We start from the raw sequence: 23,092 nt of genomic DNA, 5'->3' as shown, positions 1-23,092 counted from the left end.
GTCAGACCGCCAGCGCCATGTAAAACTGCGTGCCCTGCCCCGGCCGGGAATAAACGCCCATGCGCCCGCCGTGCAACTGCACGATTTCCTTGCACAGCGCCAGGCCAAGGCCGGCGCCGCCCTTCTTGCGACCGACCTGCACGAAGGGCTCGAAGATCCGCCCTTGCTGGCCGTAGGCAATGCCTTCGCCGTTGTCTTCGACGCTGATGATCACCCGCTCGCCGTGTCGCCGCGCTTGCAAACGAATATGCCCGTCGCGCCCGGTATGTCGCAGGGCATTGTCGATCAGGTTGTCGAGCACCCGATCCAGTTGCACCTGATCAGCCTGCAAACGCGGCAGCGGCCCCTGCACTTCCACCAGCAAGGCGATGCCTCTCTCTTCGGCGGTTTCGGCAAAGCGACCCTTGGCCTGCTCCAGCAAATCGTCGATCGAACACGGCGCCAGCGTGAGTTTTTGCAGGCCGTTCTGGTAGCGGGAGAAATTCAGCAAGTCGTTGATCAGTTGCATCAGGCGCTGCATTTCTTCGTTGACTGTGTCCAGCAGATCGGCTTCGCGGGAGTCCTCGGGGAATTTCGCCCGTTCGCGGAACAGCCCGAACGCCATGTGCATGCCGGTGACCGGCGTGCGCAACTCGTGGGAGGCGCGCAGCACGAACTCGCTGCGCACCCGTTCGAAGGCGCGCTGCTCGGTGACGTCATGCAACACCATCACTGCGCCGAGGATATGCCCCTGGGTGTGGCTGACTGGCGTGAGGCTGTAGGTGAGCAGGCGCGATTCGCCATCCACTTCGATGGCCAGGTCTTCCGGCGCGCGCTCTAGGGTGCCGCCGCGCAGCACCAGTTGCAGTTGCGCATCCAGCTCGGGCCGTGACATCGCCGTGCCCAAGCCCTGGCCGACGCGGGTTTCATCCCAGCCCAATTGGCGCTGCGCCACCGGGTTAAGGTGCTCCAGGCAGCCCTGACGGTCGATCATCAGCAAACCGTCGTCGATGCTGTCGAGCACCGATTGCAAGCGCTGCTGACCGGCCAGCAGTTCGTCGACATTGGTCGCCTGATGCTCGCGCAACGCCTGGGCCATGATGCCGAAGCGGCGGGTCAACTGGTTGAGCTCCGCCGCCGAGGAAATCGGCAGCGTCACTTCGAAATTGCCCTGGCCGATATGGTCGGCGGCCTTGGCCAGCGCCTCGATCGGCTCGCCAAAACGTCGGGCAATGGCGTGCGCGGTGACGAAGCCAATGATCAGCACCGCCAGCCCCACCAGTCCCAGCAGCCCGGCCACCAGTACCGCGCGATCATGGACCCGGCGCTGGGTTTCGTGAATGTTGTCGAGGGCGCGCTTGTGTTCACTGATCAAGCCATTGCGCAAGTTGTTGAAGCGCTCGGTCAATTCCTCGTTGCCGACCAAGGCTTGATCCGGCTCCCGGGACTTGTCCACCGCTTGCAGAAACAGCAGGTAGTCGGCCTTGGCCTGATCGAAACCATATTCAGTGCCGTCTCCGACCTGTTGATGACTGATGCCATCTTCGAGCAGCTGGAAATAGTGCTGTTTAGATGCCTCGAAAGCCTGCATGTCCGGCGACTTGTCCAGCAGGATGACCAACTGATCACCCAGGGTCTGGCGCAGTTTCTGGCCTACTTCCAGGCTCAGGAAGTTATTGCGGATCAGCACTTCCTGAGTGCTGGCCATCTGCATCACGCTGACCAGCCCGAGCATCAGACCCAGCAAGGCCACGGTAATCAGCGCCGAGATGCTCAGGAATAACCGTGTGCGCAACTTCATCGCCAGTTTCATCGGACGATGCTCACAAGTTGTATTGCTTGCGTTTGCGATACAGCGTCGAAGCGTCGATGCCCAGGGTTTTGGCGGCTTGATCCAAGGTGCCGGCGGTGGCCAGTACTGCGCCGATGTGGGCCTTTTCCAGTTCATCCAGGCTCATCGCGGCACCAACGCGCGGGGCGTTGTTGGCCGGCTGTTCCGACATGCCCAAGTGCGTGATTTCCACCCGCTCTTGCGGGCAAATGATGCTGGCGCGCTCGACCACGTTACGCAATTCGCGAATGTTGCCCGGCCAGCGGTAACCCAACAGCGCTTCCCGCGCCTCGTCACTGAAGCCACGGGCCGGCCGGGCGTATTCCTTGACGAAGCGCGCCAGGAAACGATCGGCCAGCGTCAGGATGTCCTCGCTACGCTCGCGCAGTGGCGGCAGGTGCAAGGTGATGACGTTGAGGCGATAGAGCAAGTCCTCACGGAAACGCCCGTCGCGGACCATGTCTTCGAGATTGAGGTTGGTGGCGGCAAGGATTCGCACATCGGCACGGCGTGTCACCGGGTCGCCGACGCGCTCATATTCTTTGTCCTGGATGAAACGCAGCAACTTAGGCTGCAACGTCAGGGGAAAATCGCCAATCTCGTCGAGAAACAACGTGCCGCCGTCGGCTTGGTTGACCCGCCCGAGAGTGCTTTCACTGGCGCCGGTAAACGCGCCACGGCTGTGACCGAACAATTCGCTTTCCATTAGCTCAGCGGTCAACGACGGGCAGTTAATGGTCACGCAGGACTTTTTCTCGCGCTTGCTCCAGCCATGAATGGCCCGCGCCAGTTCGCCTTTACCGGTGCCGGATTCGCCAAGGATCAAGATGTTGGCGTCGGTGCTAGCCACTTGCCGTGCGGTTTCCAGCACCACTTTCATGGCCGGGCTGTGAGAGTCGAGTCCATCCTTGGGCTTGCGTACTTCGCCTTCCAGCGCTTCGAGCCGCGCCGAGAGCTGGCGCACTTCCAATTGCTTGGCGGTGGCCAGACGCAACTGGTCCGGGCTGCACGGCTTGACCAGGTAATCTGCTGCGCCGGCCTGGATCGCATCCACCGCCGTATCAACTGCCGAGTGCGCAGTGACGATCACCACGCGCATCCACGGCGCTTGAATGCGCATTTGCGCCAGGACATCGAGGCCGTTGTCTTCGCCGAGGCGCAAATCAAGGAAGCACAAGTCGAAGACCTGACGTTGCAACAGTGCCTCGGCCTGGGCCGCGCTGTTGGCGGTGGCAACGCTGTAGCCCTCGTCTTCGAGGCAATAACGGAAAGTACGCAGGATGGCGGACTCGTCGTCCACCAGCAGAATGCGGCCTTGATGCTCAGTGGCGGATTCCATGTTTCCTACGCTCCTTACAGAATAATGATGATTAGTGTCGGATAAATCGGGCAAGTTGCATGGTCGATTCTGATCGATATCGCCTACAACAGGTTAGCTATCTGTCATACAACAGGCCAATAGACTGAATTCACTGATTTTTTTCGATTCAAGGAAGCATCTGACCCATTCTTGCCTGCTTTTCTGACATCCGCCGTATCACTTCGACTCAAAAATTATCTTTTTCCTACAAATTAATCGTGCATTTCGCACGGCGTCCTAGGACGCATCGTGCAGGATGCGTTTGCCGGTATTTTCCATAACGATCTAATACATTGATTTATATAGATTTTTTAACGGCGAAAAAGCTGGCATGCAGGCTGCAATAGTCCTCTCATACCGGCGCTCAAATGAACGCCCAACCTAATGACCACCAGTGTGGGAGGAGCTTCAGGATGAATCGCCAACGTGCCGCCCAATTGCGTATCTCCCCACTGCATATTCAACAGGGCCTGACCGTCCTGCTCGCCTTGCTGATCACCCTGATCGCGGGCCAGCAGTTCGTGCAATGGCAGCAGAGCCAGCAGCCGGAAGTCCAGCCGCTCTCGATTCAACACCCGGTACAAACTCATTTCAGCGCCGCCAGCAGCAATCAGGCTGACAGCGAACCCGTGCGGATGATGGACGTCGACCAGGCTCAGCCTGTGACCGATATGCCTCGTCAGGAACGCTGGGTGTTCTAGGCAATGCAAACGGTGCTCGCATGCACCGAATCGAGCGACACAGCGTCACCTCTAAATAAAGCGTAAGGAGAATCACCATGTTGAGCTGGGCTATCACATTCCTGATCATTGCCATCATCGCCGCCGTACTGGGCTTCGGTGGTATCGCCGGCACCGCCACGGGTATCGCCAAGATTCTCTTTGTCGTATTCCTGGTGATGTTTATCGCTTCGTTCTTCTTCGGCCGTCGCGGCCGAGGCTGACCATGAGCGTCATGTTGAAGACATTGGCAGCCGCCCTGCTGTTGGGCGGTAGTGCCATGGCGATGGCGGCCAATGACGGCCAGACGCGGGCCAACGAGTTGTTGAACGCCGACCCGCAGTACCGCGAAACCTGGCAAGACGTGGTGAAGAAGGAAGAACGCCTGCCGGAATGGGTAATGAATCTGTCAGGCGCTGCCGAGCAGATGAACGCCGTCACGGAAGACAAGAACCAATACTTGGTTGGCCCGCTCTGTGAGTCCGAGGCGACTTGCAAAAGCCAGCGTCTGATCCTGGCTTTCAGCCTGGACAAGAAAGATGCGTACGCGATGTTGGTCGACGTGCCTGCCGGTTTGCCGGCGGATAAATCGCCCACCCGCCATGCCACCTACCGGTTCCTTGGCAAACCCGACCAAGGCATGCAGAACCTGTTGATGGAAACGCTGAAAAAAGATCCGAACTGGTACTGAGTTCGCATGAAGAAGTGACAACTTGTCGCTTCTCCCCTGCGCTACCCGAAGACGGTCAGCGCATGACCAAGGGGCCGGGATGTTCTGATTGCTACAGGATCGGAGTGACCTAGGGGTACAGGGAGTGCCTCCGCAAGGGCCGGGTCAGGAAAAGCTGCAACGCAGGTTCGTCGACCACCGGGTTGGCGGACTTGCGGCGCACTATCGATGACCTCCTCGAAAGATTTCGCCCCCTCTCGTCGACACCTTAATGGTGATTGCCAGCGCTTCGTCACGACCACCCATCGATAAAAATAGCCTTGATTTTGCAGAGAATTTTTCACTTCGCCTGTGAGACTTTTCGCATTTTCGAGTGTTTCCCGCCTGTTCAAAAAACACTCAACCAACCCTGAAGTGGCCGGTTCACGGCACCTAATGCTGCCGAAATGCCGCATTCGAACCGATTGCGACGTCGTTTTCAGATAAAAAAGCTCATGCCGATTCTGCATAGGGTAGGCATTTACGGCATTAGACGTCGCTTGCTTGCATGGGAATAGTTGCGCCTTTTTTCGCCTGCCAGAGAGCCGCCAACGCGCTCCAGGGCACCCATGACGGGGGCAGATGCAGTCGACTTATCGCCACGAGCGTCCCGGTTTCCGCATCTGCCTGAGTTAAACGCAAGCAAGGGTAAAGATATGAAGAAGGCAAAGCTCAGCCTCGCCTGGCAGATCCTCATCGGTCTGGTATTGGGGATTGCACTCGGTGCGCTGCTCAACCATTTCAGCGCCGAGAAGGCCTGGTGGATCAGCAACGTCCTGCAACCGGCAGGCGATATCTTTATCCGTCTGATCAAGATGATCGTGATTCCGATCGTCATTTCCTCGTTGATCGTCGGCATCGCGGGCGTCGGCGATGCGAAGAAACTCGGGCGCATTGGCCTGAAAACCATCATCTATTTCGAGATCGTCACCACCATCGCCATTCTGGTCGGTCTGGTGCTGGCCAATGTGTTCCATCCGGGCGCCGGCATCGACATGAGCACCCTCGGCACCGTGGACATCTCCAAATACCAGGCCACCGCCGCCGAAGTGCAGCATGAACACGCGTTCATCGAGACGATTCTGAACCTGATTCCGTCGAACATCTTCGCCGCCATGGCCCGTGGCGAAATGCTGCCGATTATCTTCTTCTCGGTGCTGTTTGGCCTCGGCCTGTCGAGCCTGCAAGCCGACCTGCGTGAACCGCTGGTGAAGATGTTCCAGGGCGTGTCGGAAAGCATGTTCAAAGTCACCCACATGATCATGAACTACGCGCCAATCGGCGTGTTCGCGCTGATCGCCGTGACCGTCGCCAACTTCGGCTTCGCTTCGCTGCTGCCACTGGCCAAACTGGTAATCCTGGTTTACGTCGCGATTGCTTTCTTCGCGTTCGTAGTGCTTGGCCTGATCGCCCGCCTGTTCGGCTTCTCGGTCATCAAGCTGATGCGTATCTTCAAGGATGAGCTGGTGCTGGCTTACTCCACCGCCAGTTCGGAAACCGTGCTGCCGCGCGTGATCGAGAAAATGGAAGCCTACGGCGCGCCGAAAGCCATTTGCAGCTTCGTGGTGCCGACCGGTTACTCGTTCAACCTCGACGGTTCGACCCTGTACCAAAGTATCGCGGCCATCTTCATCGCGCAGTTGTATGGCATCGATCTGTCGATCAGTCAGCAATTGCTGCTGGTATTGACCCTGATGGTCACCTCCAAAGGCATCGCCGGTGTGCCGGGCGTGTCCTTCGTGGTGCTGCTGGCGACCTTGGGCAGCGTCGGCATTCCGCTGGAAGGCTTGGCCTTCATTGCCGGCGTCGACCGCGTCATGGACATGGCCCGAACCGCGCTGAATGTAATCGGCAACGCCTTGGCGGTGTTGGTCATCGCCCGCTGGGAAGGCATGTATGACGACGCAAAAGGCCAGCGCTACTGGAATTCCCTGCCGCACTGGCGCAGCAAAGAAAAATTGCCAGCCGCAGAGATCTCCAGCAACTAACACCTAACCCGTGCGAGCCTGCTCGCGAAAGCGGTGTGTCAGCTAGCCGATCAGTCGACTGACACTCCCTATTCGCGAGCAGGCTCGCTCCCACAAGGGTTCAGCGCTGAACGTCGTAACAAACCCCGGAGAAATCCGGGGTTTGTCGTTTCCGGGGACCCCGCTATCATTCGGCGCATTCTTTGGGGGATTTGACTGATGCTCAATGGCCTGTGGCTTGGCTTCTTTATCGTGGCGGCCGTGTCGGCGCTGGCGCAGTGGTTGATCGGTGGCAATGCCGGGATCTTCGCCGCCATGGTCGAAAGCATCTTCGCCATGGCCAAGTTGTCGGTCGAGGTCATGGTGTTGCTGTTCGGCACCCTGACCCTGTGGCTGGGTTTCCTGCGCATTGCCGAGAAGGCGGGGATCGTCGATTGGCTGGCCAAGGCCCTGGGGCCGCTGTTCCTGCGGCTGATGCCGGAAGTACCGCCCGGCCACCCGGCGATCGGCTTGATCACCCTTAACTTCGCCGCCAACGGCCTGGGCCTGGACAACGCCGCCACGCCGATCGGCCTCAAGGCCATGAAAGCCCTGCAAGAGCTGAACCCCAGCGCCACGGTGGCGAGCAACGCGCAGATTCTGTTCCTGGTGCTCAACGCGTCTTCGCTGACCCTGCTGCCGGTGACCATCTTCATGTACCGCGCCCAACAAGGCGCGCCGGACCCGACCCTGGTGTTCCTGCCGATCCTGCTGGCCACCAGTTGCTCGACCCTGGTCGGCCTGCTGTCGGTGGCAGTGATGCAACGCCTGCGCCTGTGGGACCCGGTGGTGCTGGCCTACCTGATTCCCGGTGCGTTGATCCTCGGTGGCTTCATGGCGCTGCTGGCGACGCTTTCGGCCACGGCGCTGGCCGGGTTGTCATCGATCCTCGGCAACCTGACCTTGTTCGGCTTGATCATGCTGTTTCTGGTGATCGGCGCGCTGCGCAAAGTGAAGGTGTACGAAGCATTCGTCGAAGGTGCCAAAGAAGGCTTCGACGTGGCCAAGAACCTGCTGCCGTATCTGGTGGCGATGCTCTGCGCGGTCGGTGTGCTGCGCGCTTCCGGGGCGCTGGACTTTGGGCTCGACGGCATTCGGCATCTGGTGGAGTGGGCCGGGTGGGACACGCGTTTCGTGGATGCGCTGCCGACCGCGATGGTCAAGCCATTTTCCGGCAGTGCCGCCCGGGCGATGCTGATCGAAACCATGCAGACCTCCGGCGTCGACAGCTTCCCGGCGCTGGTAGCCGCGACCATCCAGGGCAGCACCGAAACCACCTTCTATGTGCTGGCGGTGTACTTCGGCGCGGTGGGCATCCAGCGCGCCCGGCATGCGGTGGGTTGCGCGCTGTTGGCGGAGCTGGCCGGCGTGGTCGGGGCGATTTTCGTCTGCTACTGGTTCTTCGGTTAAACCAAACCCGGCTTTTGTGGCGAGGGAGCTCGCTCCCGCTTGCCTGCGAAGCAGGCACCCTATTCGCTCTGGCTGAGGGATTGAGTGCTCAGCCTTTGGGGCCGCTGCGCGGCCCAGCGGGAGCAAGCTCCCTCGCCACAAAGGCATCCAAGCTCCCTCGCCAAAAATGCATCGAGGTGTCTCAGGGCTTCGGCGCCACGCGCGGCCCTTGCTCGACCACCCAACCAATCACCTGCCGGGTCAACTGATCGCCGGCCAGGCCAAAGCCGCTGACCACCGCCGGCACTTGCACGCCGCTCAAAGGCTGGCGCACTTCGAAGCGTTGGCTGGCGAGGATGCGCTGGTCGGCGCCGCGGATCAGCAGGGCGTCCAGACGAATCACCGTTACCGCCGTGCTGCCCTCGTATTCGGTCTGGAACGCCTGCAGGTTGCCGCCCAGTTCGAGGTCGGTCTGCAGCGCGCTGTCGTCGGTGCTCAGCAAGCGCACCCGGCCATCGCGGGCGAAGCCATCGAGCAGGCGGTTGCGCAGCAGGATCGGCGCCGGGTCGCTCCAGCGCGAAGCCTTGTAGCTGCTGAACAAATCACCTTGCGGAATGACGGCGATTTTCGCGCTGTTGAGCACGTCGCTGGTTTGCGGCTTCGACACCCGCAGCGACCAATCAATGACCGGGCCGCGAGGCGAGGGCGCCGCGCTGTGGCTGGCGGGCAGGCGATACACATCCAGTGGCTCGGGCGTCGGCAGCAGCGAACAGGCGCTGAGCAGGGCAAAACCGGCGAGCAGGGCTACGGGCGTCAGCTTCATGGGGTGAATTCCTTGTTCTTGTCACCGCCCAGCAAGTAGCCGCTGGGGTTGGCTTCCAGGCGCCGGGAAATCGCGCGCAGGGAGCTGAGGGTATCGCGCAGTTCACGCACCGCCGGCGCCAGGCTGTTAAGGCCTTGCATGCCGTTGTTGAGCGAGTCCTGGTTGGAGGTCAGCAGCGTATTGATGGTCTCGCTGCTTTTTTCCAGCGACTTCATCGCCTGCTCGGCACTGCCGAACATCTGCTTGCCCTGATCGTTGAGCAAGCCGTTGGCGTTGCGCATCAGCGCCGTGGTCTGCTCGAGGGTGGCACTGGCCTGCTTGCCGATCGACGCCAGTTGTTGCATCGCCACGCGCAGGTCGCCGCGCTGCTCGGCGAGGGCACCGGTGGTCTGTTCCAGATGTTCGAGGGTACTGCTCAGGCGCTGGACGTTTTCCGGCGACACCAGTTCGTTGGCGTTGTGCAGCAGCAGGTTGACGTTGGTCAGCAGGTCGTTGCTGTTGTTCAGCAGCCGCGCGATGGGCGAGGGCGCGGCGACGATCACCGGCAGGTTGCCGTCCTTGCCCTTGAGCTTGGGACTTTGCGGCGTGCCGCCACTGAGCTGGATGATCGAGGTGCCGGTGATCCCGGTCAGCGCCAGTTTGGCCTGGGTGTCTTCCTTGATCGGGGTCTCGCCGCCCAGGCGAATCCGCGCCAGCACCCGCCGAGGGTCATCCGGGTCGAGGCGCAGCGTGACCACATCGCCAACCTTGATCCCGCTGTACTGCACGGCACTGCCCTTGGACAGACCGCTGACCGCCTCGTTGAAGACGATCTCGTAATCCTTGAACTCGGTGTCGACGCTGGACTTGGCCAGCCACAGGCCGAAGAGCAGGGCGCCTGCCACCACGATCACGGTGAACAAGCCAATCAACACATGATGGGCGCGGGTTTCCATGTCAGACCTCGTTTAGCTGTTGGGCGGCCGTCAGCGCCGCGCGGCCGCGTGGGCCATGGAAGTATTCGTGAATCCACGGGTCGTCGGTTTCCGAAACCTTGTCGATGGCATCGGCCACCAATACTTTTTTCTGCGCCAGCACTGCCACCCGGTCGGTGATGGTGTAGAGCGTGTCGAGGTCGTGGGTCACTAGAAACACGCTCAGGCCCAGCGCATCGCGCAGGGTCAGGATCAGTTGATCGAACGCCGCGGCGCCAATCGGATCGAGGCCGGCAGTGGGTTCGTCGAGAAACAGGATGTCCGGGTCCAGCGCCAGCGCCCGGGCCAGCGCCGCGCGCTTGATCATGCCGCCGGAGAGCGACGCCGGGTATTTGTCCGCCGCCGACAGCGGCAACCCGGCCAGCGCCAGTTTGACCGCCGCCAGGTGCTCGGCGTCCTCACGGCTGAGGCCGGCGTGCTCGATCAGCGGCAGGGCGACGTTTTCGGTCACGGTCAGCGAGGAAAACAGCGCGCCTTTCTGAAACAGCACGCCGAATCGCCGCTCGACCAGCGAGCGCTGATGTTCGCCAAGGTTGAGCAAGTCCTGGCCAAACACCCGCACCGAGCCTGCGTTCGGCCGATTGAGGCCGATAATGCTGCGCAGCAACACCGATTTGCCGCTACCGGAACCACCCACCACTGCGAGGATTTCGCCCTTGTACAAATCCAGGTCGAGGTTTTCGTGCACGCTCTGGCTGCCGAAGCGATTGCACAGACCTCGAACTTCAATTACCGGTTCGCCGGCAACCTGCAAGGGACGGCTCACCAGTTCATCTCCATGAAAAACAGCGCGGCGACTGCGTCGAGCACAATCACCACGAAAATCGATTGCACCACGCTGGAGGTGGTGTGTGCGCCCACCGATTCGGCGCTACCACTGACCTTGAAGCCTTCAAGACAGCCAATGGCGGCGATCAGAAACGCGAAGACCGGTGCTTTGACCATGCCCACCAAAAAGTGCTGGACGCCAATGTCGGACTGCAACAGCGAGAGGAACATCGCCGGGGAAATATCCAGCGCCACCGCACACACCACGCCGCCGCCGATGATCCCGGAGAGCATCGCCAGGAAGGTCAGCATCGGCAACGCAACCAGCAGCGCGAGAACTCGCGGCACTACCAGCAATTCCACCGGGTCGAGACCGAGGGTGCGGATCGCATCGATTTCCTCGTTGGCTTTCATCGAGCCGATTTGCGCGGTGAAGGCACTGGCAGTGCGACCGGCCATCAGGATCGCGGTCAGCAGCACCGCGAACTCACGCAGGAAAGAGAACGCCACCAGGTCGACGGTAAAGATGCTGGCGCCAAAACTGGCCAGCACGGTTGCGCCAAGAAACGCCACCACCGCGCCTACCAAAAAGGTCAGCAGCGCGACGATGGGCGCGGCGTCGAGGCCGGTCTGCTCGATGTGCGAGACCACCGACGTCAGTCGCCAGCTCTTGGGTCGCGGCAACCCGCGCACGATGGTTTCCAGGATCAGCCCGACAAACCCCAGCAGTTGCAGGGTGTCCTTCCACACCACGTCCACCGCCCGGCCAATGCGCGTGAGCAGTTGCACACTGACGCTGATTTCCGGTTCCTTGATCGGCACGCAGAAGTCGGCCAGCGAGCAGTAGACCGTTTGCAGCAAGGCACGGTCGGCGGGCGACAGGGTGCAGGTGGGGTGTTGGGGGGACTGTCCGAGGCGCTCGGCCCCCAGCAACTCCACCAGCAACGACGCGCCGGCGGTGTCGAGCGCGCCGAGGCCGTTGAGATCGATGTGGGTGCTGGCGTCGTACCGGCCTTCCAGCTTGTCGCGCTGGCGCTTGAGGTCGGCGTAGTGGGCAAGCGTCCAGTCGCCGGTGACCCGCAACAGCGCAGGGGCGTTGGACGTATCCAGTTCGGCACTGCCGGCTGAGGGACTGCTGGTCATAAGCTCCGGGCTTTTACGATTGCGCTGAACTACGTAATAGCACGATCCCGACTAGTTTTCTTTGGTCGGTGTGCTGTCCTTGATTTTGAAGCGCAACACGCCAATCACCTGACCGTCCTCGGTCAACACCCGAACCTGCCAGCGACCGGCCGGGTTGCCGGGGAAATTCTGTTTGTGGGTCCAGGCGCGGTAGCCCTCCTTGCGCCCGCCGTGGATGTCGAGGGCGATGCGGTCGACCTCTTTGCCGTTGAACTGCCAGACGTGGTAAATCCGCTCGTCCAGGCCCCGTGGCGCGTTGATCGCGGTGTAGGCGTACAGGCCGCCGCCGCGAATCTGTTCGGCGCTGACTTCATCGAGGCTCTCGCCGGGGGTGCGGTCCTGCATCTGTGTGCTGATCGCCACGTCGGTCATCCACAGCGTGGCCGGCGGCACCCAGGAACGCAGCACCCAGCCGACGCCGCCGATGCCCAAGGTAATGCTGAGAATCGCCAGGGCATTGCGTAGCGTGCGGATCGGGAAAATCGACGCCAGGCTCGGGAACGACAAGAGCATGGCGATGCCCAGCGCCAGTTTGAAACTCTGCGCGGTGGTCAGGTGCAGGATGATCGGCAACGCGGTGAGCAGGGCGGCGAACAGGGTCAGGGTGTGCAACGCCAGGAACGCCCAGCGGCGCGGCGCCAGCCATTTGTAGTAGAGCGGGTCGATGATCGAAATCAGCGCGGCAATGCACAGCATGCCGGTGAAAAACAGTTGGCCGCTGTTCCAGGTGGTGGTGATGAAGAAGAACGGCAGGACGAAAAACAAGCTTTCCTGGTGGATCATCTGTGTGCCGTAACGCAGCAGCGGCACCGGAATTTCCCGTTTGAACAGCCGGGCGAAGAGCTTGGTCAGGCTGTTTTCCAGCATCAGCCAGATCCAGCTCACCAGCATAATGACCGCGATCCACGTCGCCAGGCCTTGCTGACGATCCACCAGCATGAAACTGCCGACCCCGGAGATGAAGCCACCGAGTGCAATGACCCCCGGATAGCGCTTCATCAACTCCAGGATGCGCTGCACATATACGTTGAGGGTCTGCATTCGGCGCTTCACATGGTAGTCGGGAAAAATCCTCGACAGGTTACCGCCGGGGCACGGATGAGACGAGAAATTTGACGGGTTGCCGGTCAGTTGGCTCGGCGGCGCAAGCGCCAGCCCAAAAACCCGAGGACGAGCAGCCCCAGCGCACCGCCGGCCAGCCACCACATCAATTCGTCCTCACTGAGCAGCGGCATCTCGATGCGCACGTAGCCCGGTTCCTTGAACAATTCACGCAGCGCCGTGTTGGCCTGCTCCAGCGTCACCGCTTGCAGGCCCTTCGCCGGGTCGGCGAAGCGGCCGTCGTCATAGTCGCTGAGGTTAGCCCAATAGTAGTCGGCCAACCCGCGATTGCCCTGGACCGTCCAGGCCTGCCGGGCCACCGCGGCTTGCTTGAGCCGGGCGAAGGCTTGTGGGTCGAGGCCGTTTTTCAGCAGATCGGCCTTCAGTTGCTCCAGCACTTGCTCGGCCTCAGGCACATCGGCGCGCTCCAGATCGGCGTTGAGGCTGGTGAAGCCAACACCACCAAACACTTCACGCTCGGCCCACGGCCCATAGGACAAGCTGTGCGCCAGCCGCAATTGACGATACAGCGCCCAGTCGAGGTAATCCTTGAGCAGGTCGAACGCCTGGTCCGGCTGATCTTCCAGTACCGGCTCGGGGAACAGCACGTGCAGCTTGGCACTGTCGCCGACGAAACCATGTACCAGATGACGGCGATCTGCGGCAGCCTTACCGGACAGCGCTGGCAACGGCGGGTGTTCGGTCGGCTCAACTGCCGGCAAAGTGCCACAGGCTCGCTCCAGATAGGCCGGCAGCAAGCGGTCGAGTTCGCCGACCACGATCAGGGTCATGTTGTTGGCGGCGTACCACTCCTTGCGCACCGTCTCCAGTTGCGCGCGGGTCAACTGATCGACTTCGGCCCGCTGCGGGCATTTCAGGCCCAGTTCCACTGCCAGTTGGCTGCTGGCCTTGTGGCCGAGGTCCTGGCGATCAAGCCAGCGCTGCAGGTGCGAGGAATGCCCGCCATCCTCGCGCTCGACCACCCGTTTGGCGGCGTCGATGGCCTGGTCGTCGAATCGGGTTTGAGTCAGCAAGGCCAGGAGCAGGTCGAGTACTTTGCGCTGGTTTTTCGCCGGCGCTTCGATCACGAAGGTGGTGTCGGCGTTGCTGGTGTAGGCATTCCATTCACCGCCAAGCGCCTGCATGCGTTCTTCCAGCCCACCTTCACCCGTACCGTCGATGCCACTGAACAGCAGATGCTCGAGCAAGTGCGGCAGTTCTTTCTGATCGCAACTGAAGTCGTCGAGGCCAACGCCCACCACCAGCCGAATCGCCACATGCCCGCGCTCGCTGCCGGGTTTGAGCAGCAATTGCAACCCGTTGGGCAGCACGTAGCCCTCGACCTGAAAGCGATCCAGGGCAAACGAAGGGAGCGAACCGAGCAGTAGGCAGGCGAACAGCAGGCAACGCATAACAAGCTTCCAGGCAAACCAATGGAGATCCATGTCGTCAGTCAGGCCGCCAGCGCGGGCAAACCCGCTCCCACAGGATTTTGTGGTGTAGACGAATGATGTGTAACACCGCAAGCCACTGTGGGAGCAAGCCTGCTCGCGAATGGCCATGATGCTGAATCAAAGTTACTGACTGACCACGATGCCAGACGTTCAAGGCGAATGCGTGATATCCACCAGATCGTCCACTGGCAAGGCGCCGGTGTCGGAGGTTTCCAGCACCACATAGGCGCTGCTGCAGAACAGCGAGTTGAGGCGCTTCATGTCAGCGATCAGCTCAAGGTGCAGCGAGCTGGTCTCGATGCTTTGCACGATCTTACGTTGCAAACGGCTGACATGAGCATGCGCGAGGCGCCGTTCCTGAGCGCGAAAACGACGTTTCTCGCGCAGCAATTGGCGAGCGCTTTCCGGGTCGGCGCTGAGGAACACCGACAACCCCAGGCGCAGGTTGGCAATCAATTGGCTGTGCAGGCCGGCGAGTTCTTCCAGGCCGACGTCGGAAAATGAACGGCGCTGCGAAGTCTTCTGCTGCTGCACTTTGCGCAGCATGCGTTCGATCAAGTCACCGGCAAGTTTGAGGTTGATTGCCAATTCGATGATTTCCGCCCAGCGTCGGCTGTCCTGTTCACTGAGGTCTTCGCGGGGCATTTGTGCCAGGTACAACTTGATGGCGCTGTACAACGCCTCGACGTCATCGCTCAAACGACGCATTTCCTGGGTCACCGCGGTTTGCTTGCCGCGCAGCACGTCGAGCATGGCTTCGAGCATGTTGTCGATCAGGTCGCCGATGCGCAGGGTTTCCCGCGCGGCGTTGGCCAACGCCAGGCTCGGCGTGACCAGCGCAGTCGGGTCGAGGTGGCGCGGCTTGGCCATGCCGTTCAGCTCCGGGCGTTCCGGCAGCAGCCAGGCGCACAGCCGCGCCATCGGCCCGACGCTCGGCAGCAGGATCAGGCAGCGCGCGGTGTTGTACAGCAGGTGGAAGCCAATGACCATTTCCTGCGGGCTGAAATCCAGGCTGTCGATCCAGTGCACCAACGGGTCGAGCACCGGAATGATCAGCAGCAGGCCAATCAATTTGTACAGCAAGCTGCCGAGCGCGACCTGGCGGCCGGCGGCGTTCTGCATGCTGGTGCTGAGGAACGCCAGCACGCCGCTGCCGATGTTGGCGCCGATCACCAGGCCGATCGCCACCGGCAAACTGATCACCCCGGCACCGGCCAGCGTCGCCGTCAGCAGCACGGCGGCCAGGCTTGAGTAGGAAATCATTGCGAACAGCGCACCGACCAAGGCATCGAGCAGGATGTCGCCGGTCAGCGAGGCGAAAATCACCTTCACCCCTTGCGCCTGGGTAATCGGCGCGGCGGATTCGACGATCAATTGCAGTGCCAGAATGATCAGACCCAGGCCAATACTGACCCGGCCCATCTGACCGACGCGAGTCTGTTTGCGCGAGAGGAACAGGATGACTCCGAGGAAAATCAGCAGCGGCGACAGCCACGACAGGTCGAACGTCAGGACCCGCGCCATCAGCGCCGTACCGACATCGGCACCGAGCATGGTCGCCAGGGCGGGGGTTAACGCCATCAAGCCCTGGCCCACGAAAGACGTCACCAGCATGGCGGTGGCGTTGCTGCTCTGGACCATGGCCGTGACCAGAATCCCGGCGATAAACGCCAGCCAGCGCTTGGACATGTTGCGGCCAATGACATGCCGCAGATTGGAGCCGTAAACCCGCAGGATGCCGGTTCGGACGATGTGCGTGCCCCAGATCAGCAAGGCCACGGCAGACAGCAAATTGAGCAGGGTGAGCATACAGGCCCCCTGGGGTGCTAGCGCTCCAAAGGAGCAAGTTAACGATACCGCGCGTTCTTCTACGTTCTGTACTTAAGCTGTAGTTGGCTAACGGGCTGCGCGCCAGCATCGCATAGCTAAAGCCGCGATTGAAACAAAACTGTCATAAAAACAGCTTGATGCAGACGTGAAAAAGGGGCCCGAAGGCCCCTTGTTGATCAGCGCAGAATCACGCAGCACTGTGGTGAGGGGGCTTGCCCCTACCTCTGCGGTTACTGCCCAGGAATATCCTTGCGCAGTTTCACTGGGTCCTGCTGCTTCTTCTTTTTCGCCGTGGCGATGCGCATCTTGATGTTGAACGCTTCTACCGCGAGCGAGAACGCCATGGCGAAGTAGACGTAGCCTTTTGGCACATGGACTTCGAACGATTCGGCAATCAGCACGGTACCGACCACCAGCAGGAACGACAGCGCCAGCATCTTCAGCGACGGGTGCTTGTCAATGAACGAGCTGATGGTCCCGGCCGCCAGCATCATCACCAGTACGGCCACGATGATCGCCGCCACCATGACCGGTACGTGCGAGACCATACCCACTGCGGTGATCACCGAGTCGAGCGAGAACACGATGTCGATGATTGCGATCTGAACGATGGTGTAGATGAAGCTGCCACCCTTGCCAGTCGGCTCGTCGCTGGTTTCGTCTTCGCCTTCGAGGGCGTGGTACATCTCTTGCGAGCTCTTCCACAGCAGGAACAGACCACCGAAGAACAGGATCAGGTCACGCCCGGAAATGCCCTGACCGAACACTTCGAACAGATCGGCGGTGAGGCGCATGACCCAGGTGATCGACAGCAGCAACAGGATCCGCGTGACCATGGCCAGCGCCAGGCCGAAGATCCGGGTGCGCGCCTGCATGTGCTTGGGCATGCGGCTGACCAGGATCGAAATCATGATGATGTTATCGATGCCCAGGACGATTTCCAGGGCGGTCAGGGTAAAGAAGGCAACCCAGATTTCAGGGTTGGTCAGCCATTCCATGTGTATTCCTTTGAGCGAGTGTTAAACCAGAGCGGGCCCGCGCTTCAAACAACGAAGCCGGACCCGCTTTGGCGAGATCTAGGCTTATAGAGTGCTGAACAGCGGAAAAATCCCCATCAGCAGTGCGGCGAGCAGTATGCACAAGCACACGAGCACTGCCCACTTCAGGGTGAACCGCTGATGATCACCGAATTCAATACCGGCCAGCGCCACCAACAGATACGTCGAGGGTACCAGCGGGCTCAACAAGTGGACGGGCTGGCCGACGATCGAGGCACGTGCCATTTCCACCGCGGTTATACCGTAGTGACTGGCGGCTTCCGCAAGTACCGGTAACACGCCGTAATAAAATGCATCGTTGGACATGAAGAAGGTAAACGGCATGCTCACCAGCGCGGTAATCACCGCCAGGTACGGGCCGAGGAACTCCGGGATGACCGCCAGCAGACTCTTCGACATGGCATCGACCATGCCGGTGCCCGACAGAATGCCGGTAAAAATACCTGCGGCGAAGATCAACCCGACCACCGCCAGCACGCTGCCGGCGTGGGCCGCGACGCGGTCCTTCTGCATTTGCAGGCACGGGTAGTTGACGATCATCGCGATACTGAACGCCACCATGAACAGCACCGGCAGCGGCAACAGACCGGCAATCAGGGTGCACATCAGACCGAGGGTCAGCAGGCCGTTGAACCAGATCAATTTCGGACGACGGGCATCCGGGAACTGCGAAACGCTGATTTCACTGTGGTCCATCTCGTCGCCCGCCAGGTGCAATTCACCCAGACGCGCACGTTCGCGTTTACCGTAGAAGTAGGCAATCGCCAGGATCGCCACTACGCCAGCCAGCATCGCCGGGATCATCGGGACGAAGATGTCCGACGGATCCACATGCAGCGCACTGGCGGCACGGGCGGTCGGGCCGCCCCACGGGGTCATGTTCATCACGCCGCCGGCGAGGATGATCAGGCCGGCCATGATCCGCGGGCTCATGCCGATGCGGCTGTACAGCGGCAGCATCGCGGCCACGCAGATCATGTATGTGGTGGCGCCGTCACCGTCGAGGGACACAACGAGCGCCAGCACCGCAGTGCCGACCGACACCTTCAAGGGATCGCCCTTGACCAGTTTGAGGATCTTGCGCACGGCCGGGTCGAACAGGCCGGAGTCGATCATCAGGGCGAAGTAGAGAATCGCGAACATCAGCATGACGCCGGTCGGCGCGAGCTTGGTGATGCCTTCGAGCATCATCGGGCCGATCTTCGGCGCGAACCCGCCGAACAGGGCGAACAGGATCGGAATAATGATCAGAGCAATCAGCGCGGACAGGCGCTTGGTCATGATCAGGAACATGAAGGTGATGACCATGGCAAAGCCAAGGAAAGTCAGCATGGGAATACTCCAGGCGTAGCGCGGCTAGGGAAAGGCGAACCGGACAGGGGTCAGCGCAGAACGAAAGGCACGAAGCGTACGGGGGGAGTCAGGGCGTAGAGGCGCGAAGCAGAGGACATCAGAATCACCATTGTTGTTGTTAATTGGGCCGTGCGAGCGCTGAAACACTGGCAGCGGCCAACCGGTCTGTTGCCGGCAGTGGGGGCGATCCTAATCGCGCAAGCTTTCACCCAGCTTTCGTTGGTGAAAGCATTCATCTGACAGATAAACGGTCGTGGGCCAGGCCCGGTTCTCCCGGCGTAGCGTAATGGTTGGAAAAAAACAGTCGAACCCTCGCCGATCCCGGCGGGTCACAGCCCATATACGCTGTGAATAAGGAAAACGGCCATGAAGAATGCCGAAACCCCGGTGGTCAAACTGGCGCTCTACGGTGCCATGGGCAGCCTGGGCAGCGCGCTGATGGCTGAAATGCTGCGGCGCCAACACGAAGTGATTGCGATCCTCGACGACCTGACGGCACTGGCGCCACGTCCAGGCTTGCGCACTAAAACCGGCGATCTGTTCAGCGCCGAACGGGTCAAGCAGAGCGTGGCCGGGTGTTCGGCGGTGATCTGCGTGCTGGACGCACCGGGCCTGCCGATCAGCAGTGACCATATCGAGAAAACCCTGATGCTTGGCCCGGTGGAACAAGTTTTGGCGGTCGATACCCTGATCGCTGGCCTGGAAGCGAGCAAGATCCCGCGGCTCTTTGTGCTCGGTGATTTCAGCGTGCTCGACGATCCGGAAGACGGCGATCGTTTGCAACGTCACGCCGCCGAGGAAATCCTCGACGCCCTCGGCAGTTGCTCGTTGCAATGGACACTGGTCAACACGCCACGAGCGGTGCCGGGCCTGACGATCGAGCACTTCAGCCAGGTCAGCAGCAGCCTCGAAGAAGGCATGGCGCAATCGCTAGAGCGCTTGAACCAAGTGGCGGTAGGCATCGCCGATGAGCTGCGGTTGAATCTGCACATTGGCGAACATGTGACGTTTATCGCCGCCACGCCTCAATAGCTACACCGCGATTGACGGTAACTCGACGCCGTTAAGAGTTTGAGCGCTGGTGGTCTGCTCAGCCATCAGCCAATCGACGAATTGCTGGATCAGCACGCTGCGTCGTTTGCGCTGGGGCAAGACCACGTAATAGCCCAAGCGCGAGATGAGCGTCTGGTTGATCGGCCGCACCAACAGCCCTTGCGCCAGTAAGTTATCCACAAGGTGCCGCCAGCCGATGGCGACGCCTTGGCCGCCAATGGCTGCCTGGATCAGCAAGGTGTAGTTATCGAAACGCAACTGACCGGGAGCGGGCGAGGAAGTGATGCCCAGTTCGCGAAACACGCCGCTCCAGTCAAACCAGTTGCTGCTGTTTTCCCCCCGAAGGTGCAACAAGGGAAACTCCAGCAGCGCTTTTGCATCCAGTGGCGTAGGACGTTCCTTCAATAGTTGTGGGCTGCACACCGGGAACACTTCCTCGCTGAACAACCAGTGGCTCTCGCCTTGTTTGAAGCGCCCGTCGCCGAATAGCACCGCCACGTCGATGTCGGTGCGCAGCATGTTGTGGCTGCGCTCACTGGTGACCAGGCTGACGTCCACATCTGGGTTAGCTTCATGAAAACGGTGCAGGCGCGGCATTAGCCAATACGCGGCGAAGGCAAAATCGGTGGCCACTTGCAGCACTTCATGTTGCCGCTGCGCGGTGATCGCGCTTAAACCGGCGTCGATACTCTGCAATCCGGCCTGAACCTGCTCAAAAAGAAGGCTACCGGCCTCGGTTAATTCAATGCCGCGATAAATGCGGTCGAACAGCCGGGTTTCCAGTTGTTCTTCCAAACGCTTTATCTGCTGGCTGATGGCCGGCTGGGTGGTGCCCAGCTCAACGGCGGCGGCGGTAAAGCTGCGTTGGCGCGCAGCCGCTTCGAAGGCGCGGAACAGATCCAGCGACAGGTCACCCAAAGATTCATACATAAGCTGTGCTTATCCTAGTCATTGCTTTCTATGGGCTTTACCGTACAAAGCAGGGTGGCCATGCTCGAAAGCAGCACTCTCGCATAAATATTCACTATGGAATGCCGCGATCACATGAAGCGCAAGAACATTCTTTTCATCATGGCCGATCAAATGGCCGCGCCAATGTTGCCGTTCTACGGTCCTTCGCCCATCAAGTTGCCTAATCTCAGCCGCCTCGCCGCTCATGGCGTGGTGTTCGACGCCGCGTATTGCAACAGCCCGTTGTGCGCGCCGTCGCGTTTTACCCTGGTCAGCGGCCAGTTGCCGAGCAAGATCGGCGCCTATGACAACGCCGCCGATTTCCCCGCCGATGTGCCGACCTACGCCCACTACCTGCGCCGCCTCGGCTATCGCACCGCGTTGTCGGGCAAGATGCATTTCTGCGGCCCGGACCAGTTGCACGGCTACGAAGAACGCCTGACGAGTGATATCTACCCGGCCGACTACGGTTGGGCGGTGAATTGGGATGAGCCGGACGTGCGCCCGACCTGGTATCACAACATGTCGTCGGTGCTGCAGGCCGGGCCGTGTGTGCGCACCAACCAACTCGATTTTGACGAAGAAGTGGTGTTCAAGGCCCAGCAGTACTTGTTCGATCACATCCGCGAAGACGGCGAACAGCCGTTCTGCCTGACCGTGTCGATGACCCACCCACACGACCCGTACACCATTCCCAAGACGTTTTGGGATATGTACAACAACGACGACATCCCGATGCCAGAAACTCCGGCCCAGGACAGTCTCGATCCACACTCGCAACGGCTGCTCAAGGTTTACGACTTGTGGGACAAGCCGCTGCCTGTGGATAAGATCCGCGACGCCCGCCGCGCCTATTTCGGTGCGTGCAGCTACATCGACAGTAACGTCGGCAAACTGCTGCAAACCCTTGAAGACACCGGGCTGATCGACGACACCATCATTGTGTTCTCCGGCGATCACGGGGACATGCTCGGCGAGCGCGGCCTCTGGTACAAAATGCACTGGTATGAAATGGCCGCTCGGGTGCCGTTGCTGGTCAGTGCGCCGGGTCAGTTTGCTGCCAGCCGGGTCAGCGCCGCGGTGTCCACTGCCGATCTGCTGCCGACTCTGGTGGAACTGGCCGGTGGGGAAATCGACGCCAGTTTGCCGCTCGATGGCCGCTCACTCGTCCCGCATTTGCAAGGGCAGGGCGGGCACGACGAAGTGTTTGGCGAGTACATGGCTGAAGGCACCATCAGCCCGCTGATGATGATTCGCCGTGGCGCCTATAAATTCATCTACAGCGAAGATGACCCGTGTCTACTCTTCGATGTGAGCAATGACCCGCGCGAGTTGGAGGAACTGAGCCAATCGCCGCAGCATCAGCAGCTGTTCGCTGATTTCCTCGCCGAAGCGCGGGCCAAGTGGGACATTCCGGCGATCCACCAACAAGTGCTCGCCAGCCAGCGGCGCCGGCGCTTTGTCGCCGACGCCCTGACCATCGGCAAGCTGAAGAGCTGGGATCACCAGCCGCTGGTGGACGCCAGTCAGCAGTACATGCGCAACCATATCGACCTCGATGACCTGGAGCGCAAAGCACGTTATCCACAACCCTGCCAAAACCAATAATGTTAAGGGGAAGTCCATGCAAAAGTTATCCACAGTAGTGACGGTCGGGCTATTGGCCCTCAGCAGTGCCTCGGCATTTGCCGAGCAGAGCTGCGACACGGTGAAAATGGCTGATCCAGGCTGGAGCGACATCGCCGCTACCAACGCCATCGCCGGTTTTCTGCTGGACGGCATGGGCTACAAGGCCAAGGTCGACACCCTCGCGGTGCCGATTACCTTTGGCGGTTTGAAGGATGGCAAAGTCGACGTGTTTCTGGGCAACTGGATGCCGGCGCAGCAAGGCTTCTACGACAAATTCGTGGCCAATGGCGACGTCACGCAGTTGGCGAAGAACCTCGATGGCACGGAATTTACCCTGGCGGTGCCGGATTACGTCTGGGACGCGGGTGTGCATAACTTCGCCGACCTGAACAAATTCGCCGACAAGTTCGAGAAGAAAATTTACGGCATCGGCTCCGGCGCGCCGGCCAACCTGTCGTTGCAGGACATCATCAAGAAAAACGACTTCGATCTCGGCCAGTGGAAACTGGTGGAATCCAGCGAGCAGGCGATGCTGGCGGAAGTCAGCCGCGCGGTGAAAAAGCAGAAATTCGTGACCTTCCTCGGCTGGACCCCGCACCCGATGAACGTGCAGTTGAAAATGCATTACCTGAAGGGCGGCGAGAAGTACTTCGGCGACACCGGCGCGGTGTATACCCTAACCCGCAAAGGTTATGCACAGGCCTGTCCGAACGTCGGCAAGCTGCTGACCAACCTGAGTTTCACCCAGGAAATGGAAAACAGCATCATGGCTGACGTGGTCAACAAGAAGGTCAGCAACGCCGACGCGGCCAAGGCATGGATCAAGGCCAACCCGGCCGTGCTCGACAAATGGCTCGACGGGGTGAAGACCGTGGATGGCAAGGAAGCGCTGGCGGCGGTGAAGGCCAAGTTGTAAGTAATCC

Annotated in this window: 20 protein-coding genes; 8 read left to right on the top strand and 12 right to left on the bottom strand. The window is 60.6% G+C overall.

Translation table 11 applies throughout. The annotated features are described in order from the left end of the window. Position 1: 1 nt before the first annotated feature. Both RG836_RS07210 and algB read right to left on the bottom strand, forming a co-directional pair. Positions 2–1,792: a KinB sensor domain-containing domain gene (locus RG836_RS07210; RefSeq protein ID WP_310844371.1), complete on the bottom strand. Its 1,791-nt coding sequence runs from the start codon at positions 1,790–1,792 to the stop codon at positions 2–4. A 10-nt stretch (positions 1,793–1,802) separates the two neighbouring features. Next, positions 1,803–3,149, bottom strand: a complete 1,347-nt coding sequence (gene algB, locus RG836_RS07205) for a sigma-54-dependent response regulator transcription factor AlgB (RefSeq protein WP_310844370.1) — start codon at positions 3,147–3,149, stop codon at positions 1,803–1,805. Between the two features lie 434 nt (positions 3,150–3,583). On the opposite strand from algB, the gene RG836_RS07200 reads away from it, so the two are divergent. The 5 genes from RG836_RS07200 (at position 3,584) to RG836_RS07180 (ending at position 8,014) form a co-directional block, all read left to right on the top strand. Next, entirely contained in the window at positions 3,584–3,871 is a 288-nt protein-coding gene (locus RG836_RS07200; protein ID WP_310844369.1) for a hypothetical protein, read from the top strand. A 77-nt stretch (positions 3,872–3,948) separates the two neighbouring features. After that, positions 3,949–4,113: a DUF1328 domain-containing protein gene (locus tag RG836_RS07195; RefSeq protein WP_003177151.1), complete on the top strand. Its 165-nt coding sequence runs from the start codon at positions 3,949–3,951 to the stop codon at positions 4,111–4,113. A gap of 2 nt (positions 4,114–4,115) precedes the next feature. After that, positions 4,116–4,580, top strand: coding sequence for an inhibitor of vertebrate lysozyme family protein (locus RG836_RS07190; protein ID WP_310844368.1), 465 nt, complete (start codon positions 4,116–4,118; stop codon positions 4,578–4,580). A gap of 674 nt (positions 4,581–5,254) precedes the next feature. Further along, complete coding sequence (gene gltP, locus RG836_RS07185; protein ID WP_310844367.1) at positions 5,255–6,586, top strand: glutamate/aspartate:proton symporter GltP; 1,332 nt, start codon at positions 5,255–5,257, stop codon at positions 6,584–6,586. A 198-nt stretch (positions 6,587–6,784) separates the two neighbouring features. Next, positions 6,785–8,014: a nucleoside recognition domain-containing protein gene (locus RG836_RS07180; RefSeq protein ID WP_310844365.1), complete on the top strand. Its 1,230-nt coding sequence runs from the start codon at positions 6,785–6,787 to the stop codon at positions 8,012–8,014. A gap of 181 nt (positions 8,015–8,195) precedes the next feature. Here the strand turns inward: RG836_RS07180 and RG836_RS07175 are convergent, their stop codons facing one another. The 9 genes from RG836_RS07175 to RG836_RS07135 all read right to left on the bottom strand — a co-directional run bounded on the left by RG836_RS07175 (position 8,196) and on the right by RG836_RS07135 (position 18,515). Further along, entirely contained in the window at positions 8,196–8,816 is a 621-nt protein-coding gene (locus RG836_RS07175) for an ABC-type transport auxiliary lipoprotein family protein (protein ID WP_310844364.1), read from the bottom strand. Continuing rightward, the gene (locus tag RG836_RS07170) at positions 8,813–9,751 is read right to left on the bottom strand and encodes an MlaD family protein (RefSeq protein ID WP_310844363.1); all 939 of its coding nucleotides are present in this window, start codon (positions 9,749–9,751) and stop codon (positions 8,813–8,815) included. Before RG836_RS07170 ends, RG836_RS07175 begins: the two co-directional genes overlap by 4 nt. Position 9,752: 1 nt before the next feature. Then, entirely contained in the window at positions 9,753–10,544 is a 792-nt protein-coding gene (locus tag RG836_RS07165; RefSeq protein ID WP_310844454.1) for an ABC transporter ATP-binding protein, read from the bottom strand. 8 nt (positions 10,545–10,552) lie between these two features. Continuing rightward, entirely contained in the window at positions 10,553–11,701 is a 1,149-nt protein-coding gene (locus RG836_RS07160) for an ABC transporter permease (RefSeq protein WP_310844362.1), read from the bottom strand. A 51-nt stretch (positions 11,702–11,752) separates the two neighbouring features. After that, the gene (locus tag RG836_RS07155; RefSeq protein WP_310844361.1) at positions 11,753–12,781 is read right to left on the bottom strand and encodes a DUF5924 family protein; all 1,029 of its coding nucleotides are present in this window, start codon (positions 12,779–12,781) and stop codon (positions 11,753–11,755) included. Positions 12,782–12,867: 86 nt separating this feature from the next. Further along, positions 12,868–14,253, bottom strand: a complete 1,386-nt coding sequence (locus tag RG836_RS07150; protein ID WP_310844360.1) for a M16 family metallopeptidase — start codon at positions 14,251–14,253, stop codon at positions 12,868–12,870. A 192-nt stretch (positions 14,254–14,445) separates the two neighbouring features. After that, positions 14,446–16,104: a Na/Pi cotransporter family protein gene (locus RG836_RS07145; RefSeq protein ID WP_310844359.1), complete on the bottom strand. Its 1,659-nt coding sequence runs from the start codon at positions 16,102–16,104 to the stop codon at positions 14,446–14,448. 251 nt (positions 16,105–16,355) lie between these two features. Beyond that, positions 16,356–17,123: a TerC family protein gene (locus tag RG836_RS07140; RefSeq protein WP_310844358.1), complete on the bottom strand. Its 768-nt coding sequence runs from the start codon at positions 17,121–17,123 to the stop codon at positions 16,356–16,358. Between the two features lie 84 nt (positions 17,124–17,207). Continuing rightward, complete coding sequence (locus RG836_RS07135) at positions 17,208–18,515, bottom strand: CitMHS family transporter (RefSeq protein WP_310844357.1); 1,308 nt, start codon at positions 18,513–18,515, stop codon at positions 17,208–17,210. 387 nt (positions 18,516–18,902) lie between these two features. Here RG836_RS07135 and RG836_RS07130 point away from each other — a divergent pair, with 387 nt between their 5' ends. After that, a complete protein-coding gene (locus tag RG836_RS07130; protein WP_310844356.1) occupies positions 18,903–19,568 on the top strand; it encodes an NAD(P)-dependent oxidoreductase in 666 nt (221 codons plus the stop codon). Here the strand turns inward: RG836_RS07130 and RG836_RS07125 are convergent, their stop codons facing one another. Continuing rightward, positions 19,569–20,519, bottom strand: a complete 951-nt coding sequence (locus RG836_RS07125; RefSeq protein WP_310844355.1) for a choline sulfate utilization transcriptional regulator — start codon at positions 20,517–20,519, stop codon at positions 19,569–19,571. It lies immediately after the preceding gene. A gap of 114 nt (positions 20,520–20,633) precedes the next feature. On the opposite strand from RG836_RS07125, the gene betC reads away from it, so the two are divergent. Together betC and choX are read left to right on the top strand one after the other, a co-directional pair. Further along, positions 20,634–22,148 (top strand): choline-sulfatase, encoded by a 1,515-nt coding sequence (gene betC / locus RG836_RS07120; protein WP_310844354.1) that lies wholly within the window; start codon positions 20,634–20,636, stop codon positions 22,146–22,148. A gap of 16 nt (positions 22,149–22,164) precedes the next feature. Next, positions 22,165–23,085: a choline ABC transporter substrate-binding protein gene (gene choX, locus RG836_RS07115; RefSeq protein WP_310844353.1), complete on the top strand. Its 921-nt coding sequence runs from the start codon at positions 22,165–22,167 to the stop codon at positions 23,083–23,085. The last annotated feature ends 7 nt before the right edge of the window (positions 23,086–23,092 follow it).

Source organism: Pseudomonas rhizozeae, from assembly GCF_031583775.1.
Lineage (GTDB): Bacteria > Pseudomonadota > Gammaproteobacteria > Pseudomonadales > Pseudomonadaceae > Aquipseudomonas.
Note: the sequence above shows the minus strand (reverse complement) of the source record. Positions and strands in the feature narration are given on the sequence as shown.